General features: G+C 46.2%; 15 protein-coding genes, 4 pseudogenes and 1 riboswitch. Of the genes and pseudogenes, 17 read left to right on the top strand and 2 right to left on the bottom strand.

All coding sequences use genetic code 11. The annotated features are described in order from the left end of the window. Positions 1-444 precede the first annotated feature (444 nt). From KI379_RS13675 to KI379_RS13620, 13 genes and pseudogenes are all read left to right on the top strand, one after another. Positions 445-1,311 (top strand): class I SAM-dependent methyltransferase, encoded by an 867-nt coding sequence (locus tag KI379_RS13675; RefSeq protein ID WP_212983884.1) that lies wholly within the window; start codon positions 445-447, stop codon positions 1,309-1,311. A 194-nt stretch (positions 1,312-1,505) separates the two neighbouring features. Next, positions 1,506-1,694, top strand: a pseudogene (locus KI379_RS34055) (short-chain dehydrogenase); the annotation flags it as partial. A gap of 15 nt (positions 1,695-1,709) precedes the next feature. Then, entirely contained in the window at positions 1,710-2,591 is an 882-nt protein-coding gene (locus KI379_RS13670; RefSeq protein WP_212983883.1) for a fumarylacetoacetate hydrolase family protein, read from the top strand. Between the two features lie 225 nt (positions 2,592-2,816). Then, positions 2,817-3,329, top strand: coding sequence for an NUDIX hydrolase (locus tag KI379_RS13665; RefSeq protein WP_373309555.1), 513 nt, complete (start codon positions 2,817-2,819; stop codon positions 3,327-3,329). Between the two features lie 240 nt (positions 3,330-3,569). Further along, on the top strand, positions 3,570-3,821 hold the full coding sequence (locus tag KI379_RS13660; protein ID WP_212983882.1) for a DUF4871 domain-containing protein: 252 nt from the start codon (positions 3,570-3,572) through the stop codon (positions 3,819-3,821). Positions 3,822-4,058: 237 nt separating this feature from the next. Continuing rightward, positions 4,059-4,484 carry a TetR/AcrR family transcriptional regulator C-terminal domain-containing protein gene (locus KI379_RS13655; RefSeq protein ID WP_244879283.1) on the top strand — a complete coding sequence of 142 codons (426 nt, stop codon included), beginning with the start codon at positions 4,059-4,061 and terminating at the stop codon, positions 4,482-4,484. A gap of 64 nt (positions 4,485-4,548) precedes the next feature. Next, positions 4,549-4,629: riboswitch (ZMP/ZTP riboswitch) on the top strand. Positions 4,630-4,749: 120 nt separating this feature from the next. After that, complete coding sequence (locus KI379_RS13650; protein WP_076165196.1) at positions 4,750-5,076, top strand: NIPSNAP family protein; 327 nt, start codon at positions 4,750-4,752, stop codon at positions 5,074-5,076. 131 nt (positions 5,077-5,207) lie between these two features. After that, on the top strand, positions 5,208-5,639 hold the full coding sequence (locus KI379_RS13645; protein WP_212983881.1) for a GNAT family N-acetyltransferase: 432 nt from the start codon (positions 5,208-5,210) through the stop codon (positions 5,637-5,639). A 525-nt stretch (positions 5,640-6,164) separates the two neighbouring features. Next, positions 6,165-6,416, top strand: a complete 252-nt coding sequence (locus tag KI379_RS13640; RefSeq protein WP_076165200.1) for a YolD-like family protein — start codon at positions 6,165-6,167, stop codon at positions 6,414-6,416. Positions 6,417-6,818: 402 nt separating this feature from the next. After that, a pseudogene (locus KI379_RS13635) lies at positions 6,819-6,977 on the top strand (transposase); the annotation flags it as partial. A gap of 95 nt (positions 6,978-7,072) precedes the next feature. Further along, positions 7,073-7,225 carry a hypothetical protein gene (locus KI379_RS13630; protein ID WP_212983880.1) on the top strand — a complete coding sequence of 51 codons (153 nt, stop codon included), beginning with the start codon at positions 7,073-7,075 and terminating at the stop codon, positions 7,223-7,225. Positions 7,226-7,815: 590 nt separating this feature from the next. After that, a complete protein-coding gene (locus KI379_RS13625) occupies positions 7,816-8,754 on the top strand; it encodes an alpha/beta fold hydrolase (protein ID WP_212983879.1) in 939 nt (312 codons plus the stop codon). Beyond that, a complete protein-coding gene (locus KI379_RS13620; RefSeq protein ID WP_212983878.1) occupies positions 8,747-9,463 on the top strand; it encodes an HAD family hydrolase in 717 nt (238 codons plus the stop codon). The genes KI379_RS13625 and KI379_RS13620 overlap by 8 nt, the downstream gene beginning before the upstream one ends. Positions 9,464-9,878: 415 nt before the next feature. Here the strand turns inward: KI379_RS13620 and KI379_RS13615 are convergent, their stop codons facing one another. Further along, positions 9,879-10,892: a LacI family DNA-binding transcriptional regulator gene (locus KI379_RS13615; RefSeq protein ID WP_212983877.1), complete on the bottom strand. Its 1,014-nt coding sequence runs from the start codon at positions 10,890-10,892 to the stop codon at positions 9,879-9,881. Positions 10,893-11,363: 471 nt separating this feature from the next. Between KI379_RS13615 and KI379_RS13610 the strand changes: the two genes are divergently transcribed. Then, entirely contained in the window at positions 11,364-11,528 is a 165-nt protein-coding gene (locus tag KI379_RS13610) for a hypothetical protein (RefSeq protein WP_208629230.1), read from the top strand. Positions 11,529-12,341: 813 nt separating this feature from the next. Further along, a complete protein-coding gene (locus tag KI379_RS13600) occupies positions 12,342-12,926 on the top strand; it encodes a LysE family transporter (RefSeq protein WP_212983875.1) in 585 nt (194 codons plus the stop codon). A 162-nt stretch (positions 12,927-13,088) separates the two neighbouring features. On the opposite strand, the pseudogene KI379_RS13595 reads toward KI379_RS13600, so the two are convergent. Continuing rightward, positions 13,089-13,336 (bottom strand): annotated as a pseudogene (locus KI379_RS13595) (NAD(P)/FAD-dependent oxidoreductase); the annotation flags it as partial. A gap of 196 nt (positions 13,337-13,532) precedes the next feature. On the opposite strand from KI379_RS13595, the pseudogene KI379_RS13590 reads away from it, so the two are divergent. Together KI379_RS13590 and KI379_RS13585 are read left to right on the top strand one after the other, a co-directional pair. Further along, positions 13,533-14,056 (top strand): annotated as a pseudogene (locus KI379_RS13590) (DinB family protein). Between the two features lie 128 nt (positions 14,057-14,184). Beyond that, positions 14,185-14,952: an isocitrate lyase/PEP mutase family protein gene (locus tag KI379_RS13585; protein WP_212983874.1), complete on the top strand. Its 768-nt coding sequence runs from the start codon at positions 14,185-14,187 to the stop codon at positions 14,950-14,952. The last annotated feature ends 42 nt before the right edge of the window (positions 14,953-14,994 follow it).

The following is a 14,994-nucleotide window of genomic DNA, read 5'->3' as shown; positions in this document are numbered from 1 at the left end:
CGACTCGAATATGTTGCTCAAGATCCGCTAAGGTTGTAAGACGACAAGAACATACATGCTTATAAGCCGCTAAACAGCGGCTTTTTTTGTTTTAAAGATATTTGGTCTTGTCCAAACCCGACGACAACAACATATATCTTCAGCCGAAAAAGATAAGAACAAATATGGTTAACAGTGGTTGAAGAGGATTCTCATTACAGATGTAGTTTTTAGCATTTTATAATACGTGGCTGAGCAGGCTCCAAAGAAGAACCGAGTACGATAAGCTGATGCCCGGAAAAACGGAGTAACAAATCTATAACTGGCTTCAGACATTAAGCTAACGGGCAGGATAGTGCTAATTAGTCTACAGGAATATCGACAAATTCAACCCCTAACTTTTATCGAAATTTTAATTTATATTGAATTTATGAACAATTAAAATACGGATAGGAGGGCGAGAAAATGAGTCAAGTCCGGAACTACTACGAGAATTCACAAAATAAAGAAAGCATAAAATCAATTTATAATACAGGTAATAATCTTAGTGCTAAGTATGAGGTCATGGGTAAATACGGAATATCAACAGAAATGTTTGAAACTTGGACCATAGATAAGCTTAACTTGTTGGGCAGTGAACGCGTTCTTGATATTGGAACAGGGAATGGGAGGTTCTCGATCCCCACCAGTAAAATTTTGAAGAATAATGGCGGGTTTATGGTTTGTTGTGACTTAACAGAGGGAGTTATGAATTCAGCACGTATTCAGGCAGAACAGGAAGGGCTACCTATCCTCCACATGATTGCTGACGCTGAAAAATTGCCGTTTCTTTCTGATGAGTTTGATGTCGTCATGGCTAATCACATGCTTTACCATCTACCTGATTTGAAAAAAGGATTGAAGGAAATTTGCAGAGTTTTAAGAAATACAGGACAATTTTTAGCTACGACTAATAGCAGCCGGGGGATGCCTGAATTCTTCGCACTGCATCAGGAGACAATGCATCAGTTACATATCCCATTTGAAATTAAAGACGATCCGATTCCTTTTTCCTTAGAAAATGGAGAGGCCATACTGTTAGAGCACTTTAATCGAGTAAAACTACTAACTTATGAGGCAGGATTCAAGGTAACAGATCCAGAGCCTGTGTTAAAATACTATATGGCAACTCAACTCTATCAAGGTCCTTTTCATGACATATCATTAAGCCGCGAACAACGGGAAGCAATTTCACACACTTTCCTTACTCTAACTAGACAAAAAATTGAATCCTGTGGTGGAGAATTGATCATTTCAAAACAAGTTGCGGCTTTTATTTGTGAATTGAATTAACTAACAGGAACGATAGCTCAATCGAAGACTTTTTCTCTAACAGGCAGTTTTCTTGATTCGTGATCATTAAAAAGTAAAAACACCAGCTTTTTAGTTTCAGTTCATAGGTCTCTCGCCGGAACCCCGGCGTACGTCGGAGGCTTCATGCACTTCAAGCAATGCCGACATCAGCGGCGACGGGGCGATTCACGAGGCTGGCCCTGACCAAGTCGATGCAGGTCGATTTCGCACCGTACGTACAACATCCTTTATATTTGCGCCAGACGTAGGCCGATCCGGAGGAAAATTATGAGGCACTGTTCCTTGCCTCCAACGAATCGAAGTTCATGATGGACTCGCCACTCTACATCGATGGCGTCATCGTCTTCAGAAAAAATGCTTAGGGAGGACCATAACCTATGAAACTGCTAACCTATCTTGAAGGCAATACATACCGCCTCGGTGTCGCTACCGAGGTAGGCATCGTCGACGTTGCGGCGGCACTTGGTGACGGCCCGGGACCGCGCACCGTGCACGAAGTGATCGAGGGCGGGGAGGATGCGATACGGACGCTGCAGCAAGCAGTTAACCGCACACTGGCGTCTTGCAGCGACGTCCTGCTCGGAAAATCGGGTCTCAAGCTCGGACCATGTGTTACACACCCGAACAAAATCATTTGCGTCGGCCTTAATTACCGCAAACACGCCGAGGAGACAAACGCGCCAATCCCGGAGTATCCGATTCTGTTCAGCAAATTCAGCAACACGTTGGCTGCTGACGGCGAAGACGTGCCGCTGCCGCGCACATCGCAGAAGGTTGATTACGAAGCTGAGCTTGTCATCGTGATTGGTAAGACGGCCAAATATGTCGCCAAGGAAGAGGCGCTGGACTACGTTTTCGGCTATTGCGCCGCCAACGATTTGTCCGCGCGTGACCTGCAGATGCGCACTCAGCAGTGGCTGCTCGGGAAGTCGTGCGACAAATTTTCGCCGATCGGGCCGTACCTCGTTACCGCGGACGAGGTCGGCGATCCGAACGCATTAGACATCAAGTGCATAGTAAACGGCGAAGTGCGACAGCATTCCAACACGTCGGACATGATTTTCCGCTGCGACGAAATCGTCAGCTACATTTCGCACCATATGACGCTCGTGCCCGGCGACATTATTTTGACCGGGACGCCGGAAGGCGTCGTGCTCGGCAAACCGCCGGAGAATCAGGTCTACTTAAAGGCCGGCGACATCGTCACGATTAATATCGAGAAGCTGGGCAGCCTCACGAACCGCATGATATCCGAATAAGCGCGCTACCAAGTTATGATGTAATCGCCAGTCACATTGCCTCACAGAGAGTAGCTCATCGATTAGGGTATTTTCCCGCATGGGTTTCTGATTGGCGATGCAATTTTGTAGGACTTGAACAGTAATTGTTTCTTTAAAAAGTTAAGCTGACGGGGAACGATAGCTGAATGAAGACATTTAAAAGGCAGCCGGCTTTTTGGATAGCTTGTGAATGGGGGGATTTCTTTGGTAGATGCATATTTGCCGCCAAAACATCAGATTTCAGTGTCGGCATTCATTGAGAATAATAAAGGTGAAGTTCTGTTAGTAAAGACTCATTGGCGCTCGGATACGTGGGAATTCCCTGGTGGAAATGTAGAAGAAGGTGAATCACTTGATGATGCAATTACTCGTGAAGTCCTTGAAGAGACTGGAATTCTGATACGTCCCATTGGTGTAACGGGAGTTTATTACAAGGAAACAAGCAATCTATTATCGGTGGTATTTAAAGCAGAACTCATTGATGGCCAATTAAAAATTCAGCCCGAAGAGATAATGGAAGCTATGTTTGTAAGGCTGACGGTGAGCAACATAGAACAGTACATTACTCGTCCTCATATGAAGTCACGATCATTAGATGCAATTCGGAGTAAGGGGTTCGTACCGTATGAATTTTGGAAGACAAAGCCGTTTCAACGGATTTCTCGCTTAGACCCTCACGGTGTACAACCTGAAGTGAAGCAAGCTAACGGGAAATGATAGCTCAATGAAGATAATTGAGGGCAGTCGACCTAAAAACTGGCTGCTTTCTCCTCAACTAACGGGCAGGATAACGGGGAGTAGGGGGCTGCTGTTTATTTTGTAAGCGACAGGAACATAGACGCTTAATTGCCGCGTAGGGGCGGGCTCATTAAGCTAGTGGTAGATTACATCAATGTCATTGGAACCTTATGGGACACCTGGTCGTTATAATGGATTGAGATGAAGGGAGTGATTAATGTGAAATTTTTTTGTACTAGCATATTAATCGTTGGATTGCTAATTTTATTTGGTTGTTCAAATACTTCAGAAAAAGATGCAGAAATCAGCCCAAAGTTTGTAAGTGAAGGAATCGAAATGCAAGGCATAGAAGGGAAAATCGGTATCTTGGGACCGGATTTCGTGGCGAATCAGGCTAATAAACATATGTGGCACTTATGGGGAAGTAAAACTGATTTGGCCGGGGAATTTAAAGTCGATGCCATGAATTAAAATCCGGTGAGAAGATAAATCCGTTTACTGCTGATATTCCTACATCCTTGTTCGGTCCAAATAACGGTGCAGATGCACATTTACCATCCTCAATGAGGCTACCGAAACCTGGCATTTGGCAGCTTAACGCTTATATTGATGAGAAGTTGTTCGGCAGTATTAATGTCGAAGTCAAATGATTATTGAAACTAAAGGGAAACGTTAGCCTCAATAAACCGCCTTTTCACCAAGGCGATTTTGCAAGGGATATCAGACTACCTCTGGGAATTCCAGGATCTGGAGCAGGCGCTCATCTTTTTCTGCGAACAATTTGTAGCTTCTGCGAACGGTTCGTCCGATTACAGCGCTCTGATCCGTCTGGTTACAATGGAAGCCGCCAATCTGCCAGCCTCGTTTTTAGAAAAGCTGGATAACGCAACGGAAGAGGGGATTACCAGGAGGTTTACCGAGTTTGGACAAACCGGACTGCTCGATGTGCCAGATCCTGTAATGGCTACAAAGCATTTCGCTGCTTTAACATTTTTATTGGTATTTGATCAACCGAGAAAAAACGGGACATTAGAGGAGGAACAAACCAAACGTATCATCACTGAAGGCGTGCGCGTCTTTCTTTGCGCTTATGGAAAACGCACCGTACAAAATGAAAATCAACCATCAAACTGATAACTTGCTAACATTCCCGACTAAGAACTTGGTTACATTCCCCATGATTTCATTGAAGTAAAAATTTAGTATGTGTGACTGGCGTAAACGTAGAGACCCACGAGGGAGCACAAATTGTCATATGCCGTACGCCTAGGCAGACGTAAAGGTTAGGTCTCCCTGGTTAAGCAGGATGGTCCAGAGAGAATGGCTCGATCTGATTTTTAAAAAGTCGAAACAGATGTGTGCTGGATTACCAATCAGATTCATTCAGGGAGGAAATAACATGCTATATGAGTTGCGAATCTATACGATTTACGAAGGTCGAATGGATGCCATTCAGGACAGATTTAAGGAGCATACGTTTAGAATTTTCACAAGACTGGGAATGAAGGTCGTGAATTTCTGGATAGATGCAACGGGCCAGAATAAAATATATTATGTGATGGAATATGAGGATATGGCGCAGCGTCAAAGGCTATGGGAGCAGTTTAAGAAAGACATCGAATGGATTCAAGTAAAACGCAATTCGGAAGAAAACGGAGGGCTCATCGTCGAAAAAATTGATGAATATTTTATGAATCAAGCTGAATTTTTCAGATTGGGAAATTGAACTATCGGGTAACGATAGTCGAATAAACGAACAGGAAGAGTTGCCGGTGCTAATTGGCAGCTTTATTACGCTAATGGGCAGTTTAGTTCATTTGTTATACTTGATCAATATAATTAGTGGGGCGAGAAGGAATGGGAATAAGAATAGCAACTAAAAATGAACTCCAATGGGTAAATGAACAGTATCAGAAAATAGGCTTTATGCCGAGTAATTTAGAAAATGAAAAAATTGCAATAGTTACACATCAGGATGAATTTGCAGGCGTTGGAAGGATTGTTTATCTTAATGCAGAAGAAGCTGAAATTGGCGGTATATATATATTGGATGAGTTCAGAGGATTATCGCTTGCAAATGAGTTAGTTGATTACTTGGTAAAGGAAACTAAAAAAGATAATTTAAAAGAAGTGTATTGTCTACCGTTTGAAGAGTTAAAGCATTTTTATCAAAAATTTGGTTTTAAAGAATTTGACTATGAGGGCAAACCAATTAACAATCATATCCTAAAGAAGTTTCAATGGTGTTTAGACACCTATGAGAAGAAGGTTTTATTACTTAAATTATAAATAATACAAAAGCCAGCTGTAAGACGACAAGAACATATACGCTTAAAAGCCGCATGGCAGCGGCTTTTTTTTGTTTTTAACGATAATGAGCCAAGATTGGCTCGTAATTTCTCTGAGACTCCGATCAGCGCAGCGGCCGCCCGGTATACTCCCAGCCCGCACAACGCGCTTGCAAGCCACTCGACTCCTCGCGCGAGGAACCACGTTCCCGGATACGTTTGGCAGATGGCGATGCCTCTCTTGAAAAGTTGCCAATGATTCTGTGGGCTTCTGCCGGTTTAAAGCAATATATCCCAAGGCCCGAAAAGTTCCCGACAACTCCAAGTCGTCTTTGTTGCTTTCTCAAATAGCGTGGCACTTTGGACCCAAGTGCTTTTTTATTATTGGGCTTTGATATATCAGTAATATTGTAGATTTGCGTAACGCTGTTCTTAAGTAACTTTGTAATGTAAAATTATACTAGTTATTAATGTATTGGAGCGCTCCTATGCGGACTGCGAACTTTACAACGAGGAGGAGAGACCGATGATCAAATCAAAAGCTCCCAAGAGACCGACAAGGGATGAATTTGTATTAGAGGAGATAGGCAATCAGCTTACAGAGGCTTATCAAGAAGGGTCAGAAATTCTACTTACTGTGTGGGGTTGGGATGAGCCAGTAAGGGGTCAAATAGATCAAATGGACTCTCGGACTGGAAAAGTACACATCAAAAAGGATGGAGTTATTACCAAGGTCCCTTTTATGGATATCATGGAAATTAACTATCCTAGAGATTAGATTTAGTGAAAGGGAAGATTTGATTTGATTGTAGATTTTAAATTTAGATTTCCATGCTTAAGCTTCATAGTCATTTTGTTAGGTACCATTACTTGTTTCATTGGATTATGCAGAAAAGATTTACAACTGAAAAGATAAATATAAAGACAAGTGCGGTCCAATGAAAAGGTTAATTGTTACTTTTAGAGTGAGTCGGATAGAGTTGATGAAATGTCAGTACCAATCAGCTATAAGGGTTCAATAGAACAAATGGTGAGAGTCGAATTGACATATTTTGATGGGATGGTTTTTAAAAGTGAAATCCATAGCCAGAAGAGGAGTAAGATAAATAAGTAGGTGTCCTGCGTAGGCTATCGCCGCATTAAGAATTGCCAAATGGAAGTTTACTTACGACGCTGAAAGATTGTTCGAAGCTTCGCGGATGCTAAAGCTCTCCATGGGTTTCGCTATTGCCGTTTGCGCGGACTCTCCAACGTCACGGAACAAGCGTTGATAACGGCCGCCGTGCAGAATATGAAGAAGATGATGATCCACCTGGATCGCCTGGAAAAGAGGGGGTAACCCTTCTTTTTTAGGCTTTTTAGCAACTGCAAATGAAAAAAGAGAAACCCAACGTCTCAAAGACATGGGTTTCTCGACAATCTGAGGAGCTCTCAATGAGCTCTTTTATTTCGCTATACGCCTACCTCTACATTCTTGACAACGTATCAATCATATTGCCCACTGGTTCTATCGTGCCAAGCGCTCCTTCCGGCTTCGTCGACAGCTCGCGGGCGAAATCGAAGCTGAAGACGTTTTACATCACGTAGATCAGCGCAATCGGCGACAAAATTGTCGGTCTCTATTAATAAAACATACGATAAAGGCAACCTCTAGAGGGTGCCTTTATTTACATGCTGAGCGAAGAATCGGGAAGCTTCGGGAGCGCACGATGCTTGTACAGTAGAACAATGGACTAAGGCTTCCTTTGAAGCGATTCGCTGAAAATGGCTATTGACAAATAATTTCAGGTTCCAATATGATGGTAGTGAAAACGTTTAACGTATATCGATTGCATTAAGGAGGGGATCTTACTTATTCGATTGCTGAAAGTGTGTGGGTTTATTGGTGCAAGCCAAAACGACAATAAGAAATACCGAGTTGAGCATGGAGAGGTTGAAGTGAATGGCGATTCAATATGGAATTCTTGCACTCTCCTGGATTGGCGGAATGGTCAAACGAGTCTGGACTGCTTGCGATCCAGCGCGCTTCACGGGCAGGCTACGATCTATTGGAGGTCTCACCGGTAAAGCCTGACACTTTCGACTCGATTTTCGCATATGGGTTGACTTTGCGACAAAAAGGAAGCGGTCTAATGTTTGCAACGACTTGACAGATCAATATTTTGAGGTGATCCCAAATGAGTGAAGTGAAAGTGAAAACGGTTCGAACGCCGCAGTTGGAAATTGCTTACGAAGAGGAGGGGGCGCCAGACGGCTTCCCTGTTATCCTGATGCATGGTTTCCCCGATGACGTTCGTGTTTGGGATGGGACGGCGTCAATATTGTCTTCGGCAGGCTACCGGGTATTGATGCCGTACTTGAGGGGTTATGGTCCGACTCGATTTATCGATCCGGATACGCCAAGGGTTGGGCAGCAGGCTGCATTGGGGTTAGATTTATTGCAATTCATGGATGCCTTGTGGCTCGAACGGGCGTCTATAGCCGGCTATGATTGGGGATGTCGAGCCTGTTGCGTCGCCGCGATCCTGAACCCGAAACGAATTCGAGCTCTGGTAGCAATCGGCGGTTATGATGTCCACGATGTGATGTCTCCTCCTAAGCCGGCTCCTCCGGCCCTGGAAGCAGAATGCTGGTATCAATGGTACTTTAATACGGAGCGTGGAAAAGCGGGACTGGAAGCTTATCGAAGAGAGATCTGTCGAAAGTTGTGGGAACGCTGGTCGCCTAGCTGGCATTTTGACGATCTTACCTTCGAGCGAACGGCCCATTCATTCGAGAATCCGGATTTTGTACAAGTGGTGATTCAGGAGTACAGGCATGTTCATCGAAATGATAACGGTGATCCTGCATTCGTCGAGACTGAAAAGTATCTATCGACATTACCGCAAATTGAAGTTCCGGCAATGGTGCTGCACGGAGATGAAGATACGGTCCACCCTCTCTTCCGATCGGAGGAACTGATGTCCAAATTTATCGAAGGCACGGAAAGAAGAGTCGTCCGCGGAGCAGGACATTTTCTGCCACGGCAGCGCCCTGATGCGGTTGCGGAAGCGTTAGAATCGCTGCATCTTCATCATCCCTCACTTGTAAAATCTCGGAGGTATCCGCATGTTTAAAGCAATTGCATTTGATATGGATGGAGTTCTTATCGACACACAATCTTCCGTCAAGGAATTTTGGAACCAGGTCGCCACTGGATGTGGCATCCGCTTGGAACCTTCGGATTTTGATCAATTTATCTATGGGTGTCAAGCTTCCTATACACTGGACCGTCTATTCCCTAAGCTGACTTCTATCGAACGTGCTGTGGTTCTTTCCAAACTTGAATCGTATGAAGCAACGATGACCTATCAGGAAATCATCGGCGTATCAACATTTTTGGCATCCGTACGCGAGGCGGGTGTAAAGACCGCGCTCGTAACGAGTGCTTCTCCGTCAAAGGTGAACGAGGTCATTTACCAGATGAAATGGCAGACTTACTTTGATGTAATCGTTACAGCCGAGCACATCGCTCAAGGAAAACCTGCTCCGGACTGCTATCTTCTGGCTGCCGAACGGTTGAACGTCGACCCCGGCAGTTGCATTGTGTTCGAAGATGCCAGAAGCGGTGTCCGTTCAGCGGTGGCGGCAGGAATGTATGTTGCAGGTGTTGGTCTGGATCGATTATTGAAGGGCGAGGGAGCGGCGGTTGTCGTCGATAACTTCAAATCCGTCAAGCTGGTGAGCAAGAATGGCGGGTCAAGTAAGAGCCATATTCATATTGGGGAAGTCAGCGTGCCAATTCGGACTTCTTATAACCGTACACTGGGTTCCGGAAAGGAATGACTGGATGACTACCATACTTACTGCGTAATGGCGATTCAAACACATGGGGTTATAGTCCCCATACAAATAACAGGTATCCCCGATCAGTCAGATGGCCTGACATTTTACAACAGTTACTGGGGCCTGATTTCTTAAGAGTAAATTCGGAATGACCGCTGAAGCCATCGCTAAGGGAGCCGGCGAGTTGGCGGACATCATCAAGGCAACCCCCGTTTGGAGCTTATGACAACCCTCCGGCCTTGATTCTCGTGGTTCCACTGTCTATCGGAAAATTGTGCGAGTCAACCAAATTGTTTTTTAGGTGCTCAGTTCCGATGGAGCGATTTGGTGAAGTGTTACAAATTGCGATCGAAATGTTGCGTATCATGGAAGCATCTTAAGAGTCATCCGCAAGCGGACGGACCAAACTTCTCAGCTAGACTCGGGTAGCAGTAGTTTGCCGGATGATTAGTTGCGGCTCGACAACGGATTCGCTTTGCGCAATCGTATCAAGCGTTCCATCGATAAAGCCGGTGAGCAGGTCGATTGCCGTAATGGCAAGTTCTCGCGCTGGCTGCTTCACGGTTGTTAGCGGCGGAAAGGAATCAGCCGCTTCTTCAATATCGTCAAATCCAATAATGGACAGGTCGTCTGGTATTCGCTTGTTTAGATACCAAGCCGCACGGATTGCGCTCAAGGCGTACTGATCCGACGCGCAGAACAGGGCCGAGGGAGCTTTGCGACATTCAAAGAGCGCTTTGGAACGTTCGAAAGCGGTAAACCGGTCGCGAGCGTCTAGAATATGGCTTTCGTCTGGCTCAAAACCACAGTGCTGCAAGTAATCTTTAAAGGCTCTCAATCGTGTTCTTACTCCACCGTGCTCTAGATTCCCAAGGAAACCTATACTGTGGTGACCCAGCTCGATTAAATGATCGAGAGCTAGATGAACGCCTTTGGCGTCATCTGTTCTTACCTGCGGAATTGGTAGTGAACTGTCCCCGGTAATCGATACAATGGGGGGACCGCTTTGTTTGCTGCGTTCCAGAAGAGAATGGGTGGACAGATTTCCAATTAGAACGAGACCATCGAACCAATGGTTTATCATGAAATGCAGCTGACGCTCTGCAGTATGCGCATCGTAATCGGCGTGTCCCATAAGCATCTCCATTCCTTTATCGTGAGCGGCTTTTTGCACTTCACGTACAAGAAGCGATAGGAAGGGGTCATGAATGTCGCGAATGATCGCACCGATGACTCCTGAGCGCTTTGATCGGAGAGCAGCGGCGAAGGGATTGATCTGATAACCGAGTTCTTGGGCCGACTGCAGCACTTTTTGCTTTGTCTTTTCACTGATCTTTATACTTCCATCGCGGCTGTTTAGCACTCGAGATACTGTCGCAAGCGAAACGCCGGCTTTGGCCGCCACATCGGCAATCGTAATATTAACCATTCATCTCAACCTTCCCGTGTATTCTACTTCTTTAGGATATCAAAAAGCTTTTAGATTGCAACATTATACGTATAACGTTTTCATTATTGTTCGGATATCTTTTTGATGTACAAGTAAAATGAAGCGAAAGAGCGAAAAAATGCGCAGAACAGGACAATATTGTAGGGGATTTTATGCTTATCGGAGCGATTGAAGCTGGAGGGACAAAGTTTGTATGCGGTATCCGTAATAAGCATGGAGTCATATTGGATAGTGCTGTTTTCCCAACAGAAACCCCGGATCTAACCATGAAGAAAGTGATCGAGTGCTTCCGACTGATTATTCGGTGTTGGATGAGTTTCTGCCGCACCATCATTATGCACGTAAACATGTTGCTTGCATCCTTGATATAGTTGGAGAACATGCCGGGGGGCCGTTGACGGGGGTGATTCAATGTAACTATAATGGTTTTATTGAAAGGGGGTGCATCGCATGATCATCGTCAGCCGTTATACGATCGCGCTTCATATTTTGACTTGGCAGGCTTTTTGGGTGGAGAAGGACGAACCGAGGAGAGCCGCTCACCAGAGGGGATCGGAGAAGCACAGGCCGGGAACAGCTTCTGGCTCGGAGAAGCCGAACGACCGAAGGACCTGAGTCATCGGAAAAGGGAATCGGTCGCAGGAGCCGTCCGAGGAAGCCGGTCTGCCGTTTGAATAAGCCGATTGGTGTTATTTTCTGCGGCGATCAATGCAACTGATTCAGTATCATTGAAGGGTAAGTGACAGTGGGATCCCCAGGCCGCTGTATTTGTTTTATAGGCCGACGGAGGGGGCGCATCTCGGTGTTCAATGCAACTGATTTGGTTATGTTGACGTTGAGAAGACCTCTGGTTCCAGCCGCGAATGAACCTGGTTATAGTTTTCATTGCGATGGCTTGAGAAGGGTCATGATCGGCGGCGTTGCATGTGTCGACGGCGATTGCCGGACAGCTGGTGACGGTGTTCTCGCTTGGTTATCAGTGTCGTCGCCGTTGCTGACGACACTGACCGGGAGGATAGAACGCAGGAGATTGTTGTTCGGTTTGCTGCTACTGCTTGCTGTTGGAAACGTGGTCTGCGGATTCGCTTCCTCGTACAGCCTGATGCTGACCGGACGGATCGTAGCCGCGTTGGGGACGGGCCTGTTCTCACAGGTGGCCGTCCCCACGCCTCCACTCTGGCCGGGCCCGCAAAGTGGGGGAGCGCGGTGGCGATCGTCATTGCTGGGCAGATCATCTCGCTGATCCTGGGCGTCCTATTCGGGACGTGGGTTACCATGACGTTCGACTGGCGCACGACGTTCTGGATCGTCTGAGGGGTTGTCCTGCACGCCGCGCTGGCCATCCGGCTGCTGTTCCCACATGTAGCGCCGAAATGCGTTATAGCGTATTTTTTGGACATTATAACAAACTAGCAGAGGAGATCCAAGATGCCTGTATTTTCGTTTTTAGTCTATATTTTAGTGAGCACCTTTACCCCGGGCCCCAACAATTTCATGGCGATGTTGTTTGCCCACCAGTACGGTTTTCGACGAACGATCCCATTTTGTCTAGGTGTTGGCGCCGGTTTTTTTGTCGTTGCGCTGCTGTGCAGTTACTGCAATCTGTTGCTTAAACATCTCATTCCCGGCATCCGGTGGTGGATGACGATTCTGGGAGCGGCCTATATGCTGTTTCTCGCCGTTAAAATCGTGTTCCACCGCAAGAAAGCTACGAGCAGCAGAGAGGACAAAAACAACCGCTTTCTGACGGCGGTGCTTCTGCAGTTTATCAATCCCAAAGGCATTTTGTACGCCTTAACGTCCGTATCGACCTTTATTCTCCCGTACCATTCTTCCCATCTGGCCTTGATCAGCGTCTCTTTGTTTCTGGCACTATTAAGCGTGATAAGCACCTTCTGTTGGAGCATGTTCGGCTCCATATTTCAGCGATTGCTGTCGGCGTACCAAACCCCGTTTAACGTCGCGATGGGCCTGCTTCTCGCATACAGCGCGGTTTCCATCTTAATCGAATAAAAGGCACAGTGCCCTGCATACCATCCACAGAAACTAGCAACACAGAGACTAGCACGCATAATGCGCCACTTTACTCAGCAGGATCAGGTAACGGCCCACTCTCCATTCTTATGTAAAAAGGAGGCGTCCCCGGCTCCTTCTCTATGTACGTTTTGATCCGCTTTACAGTGTTTCGCTCCAGTCATGCACCATGCTGCCATCCAGGAACTTCTCGTAGTCCATGGCGGCCATGCTTACGGTCCCGGCAGCGGAAATCGCTTGACGGAAGCGCACGTCCTGCACGTCGCCGCAGGCGAATACGCCCGGAATGTTCGTTTCGGTCGTTCCTGGCTTCACCTGGACGTAGCCGTTTTCGTCCGTCCGTCGAGGAACTTGGTGTTCGACGTGTGGCCGATCACCGCGAAGACGCCGGCTGGGTAACTGGACGTATATCATCCATGCTTGGCGGTTCCCATGCGGCGTGACGATAGAGAAGGCTTCACAGCTCATTGGTCATGCAAAACGGTATCGGAAATCGAACCGCTGTGGTCAGAATTTTTTGCACCGTCCAGGAGGTCTAGTGCTTGTTTGAAGATGAGCTTTAATATAGCGAAAAGGAGTGTTGATATGAACTTCCATATGCATGAAGCCTTTGAGATTTTGGAGCGCACGCCGGAAACCTTGGAGTGCTTCTTATCCGGTCTATCCAGGAATGGCTGTATGGCAATGAAGGGGAGGAAACCTGGAACACGCTTGAAGTCGTTGAGCACCTCGTTGAAGCGGAGAAGCATAACTGGATCCCGCGGATGGAATTCATTCTTGCGGAAGGGGAGAACAATCCGTTTCCCGTATTCGACCGCTATTCCCATTTGAAAGACACGTCCGAGAGAACCATTGAAGAGGCATTATCAGAGTTCCATACCCTCAGAATGGCGAACATACCCAAACTGAGGGCAGTCGTCAATCCTCACGATCTGGAAAAGACCGGTCTGCATCCGGAATTCGGTGTCGTGAAGTTAAGGGAACTCCTCTCTGCATGGGTTGTTCATGATTTTACGCATATGGCGCAAATGGTTCGGGTGATGGCGGAGAGATACCGGGCTGACGTTGGACCGTGGAGTGCATACTTAGGCATTTTAAAAAGGAGCTGATTTCTTCTGCTTTCGAAAAGTCAGGAAATTCATTGATAGATGGGTTCGACAGGGTCGAATTGCCTGATACCGGACGGAAGCAGTTGGAGGATTAGCTTTACTACAAAGATGCAGGAGGGAATATAGGTATGAACAAAATTCAGGAGTTTAAAGTACTACATCAATCAAACGAGCTTTTATTGTTAGGAGTCGCGTGGGACTTGTTTTCTGCGTTGTCTCTGGAGAAAGCCGGATTCAAAGCTATCGGTACAACCAGCTGGGGAATAGCGAAAAGCTTGGGTTATCCGGATGGTGAAAGAATTGAATTTGATACAATACTAAATCGCGTAAAAACGATATTGGATCATGTGAACATCCCTGTTTCTGCCGATATAGAGTCGGGTTATGGAAAAGATGAGAATACGATCGTCGAGAATGTATTGAGACTTGCCGATATAGGGGTTGCGGGGATCAACATAGAGGATTCTCGCAAGAATCAAGCAGGACTTAAACCATTGAACGAACAATGCAGGCTTTTGTCGAAAATCAGAGGGGCCCTAGAGAAGAGTGGATATAAAGATTTTTATATTAATGCAAGAACAGATACCTATTTGCTGAGTATGGATCCGTACAACGAAATGATAGTCCAGGCGCAAGCCTATGTGGAAGCCGGCGCAAGTGGAATTTTTGTTCCTGGATTGAAGGACGATAACGAAATTAAAGCGGCTGCAGAGCAAATTGCCGCGCCTCTAAACCTTATGTCTGTGCCAGGGCTTACAAGTTGTAAAAAGCTCCAAGAACTTGGCGTCAAGCGGCTAAGTCTCGGCGGCGCCTTATATCGGAAGCTTCAATCATTACTGGATACGTGCGCGGCTCAAATTTATGAATCTCAGGATACGTCTTTGCTATTCGATTAACTGAAGAAAGGATAACGTAAAAGTTCCACAACGATTTACTGA

It is taken from the genome of Paenibacillus cineris, assembly GCF_018333335.1.
Lineage (GTDB): Bacteria > Bacillota > Bacilli > Paenibacillales > Paenibacillaceae > Paenibacillus_AQ > Paenibacillus_AQ favisporus.
This window is presented reverse-complemented; position numbering and strand designations above follow the sequence as displayed.

Coding starts and splice junctions, on each gene's coding strand:
- KI379_RS13675 (WP_212983884.1), top strand. CDS start 445: ATGAGTCAAGTCCGGAACTACTACGAGAATTCACAAAATAAAGAAAGC.
- KI379_RS13670 (WP_212983883.1), top strand. CDS start 1,710: ATGAAACTGCTAACCTATCTTGAAGGCAATACATACCGCCTCGGTGTC.
- KI379_RS13650 (WP_076165196.1), top strand. CDS start 4,750: ATGCTATATGAGTTGCGAATCTATACGATTTACGAAGGTCGAATGGAT.
- KI379_RS13645 (WP_212983881.1), top strand. CDS start 5,208: ATGGGAATAAGAATAGCAACTAAAAATGAACTCCAATGGGTAAATGAA.
- KI379_RS13640 (WP_076165200.1), top strand. CDS start 6,165: ATGATCAAATCAAAAGCTCCCAAGAGACCGACAAGGGATGAATTTGTA.
- KI379_RS13630 (WP_212983880.1), top strand. CDS start 7,073: ATGAGCTCTTTTATTTCGCTATACGCCTACCTCTACATTCTTGACAAC.
- KI379_RS13625 (WP_212983879.1), top strand. CDS start 7,816: ATGAGTGAAGTGAAAGTGAAAACGGTTCGAACGCCGCAGTTGGAAATT.
- KI379_RS13620 (WP_212983878.1), top strand. CDS start 8,747: ATGTTTAAAGCAATTGCATTTGATATGGATGGAGTTCTTATCGACACA.
- KI379_RS13615 (WP_212983877.1), bottom strand. CDS start 10,892: ATGGTTAATATTACGATTGCCGATGTGGCGGCCAAAGCCGGCGTTTCG.
- KI379_RS13610 (WP_208629230.1), top strand. CDS start 11,364: ATGATCATCGTCAGCCGTTATACGATCGCGCTTCATATTTTGACTTGG.
- KI379_RS13600 (WP_212983875.1), top strand. CDS start 12,342: ATGCCTGTATTTTCGTTTTTAGTCTATATTTTAGTGAGCACCTTTACC.
- KI379_RS13585 (WP_212983874.1), top strand. CDS start 14,185: ATGAACAAAATTCAGGAGTTTAAAGTACTACATCAATCAAACGAGCTT.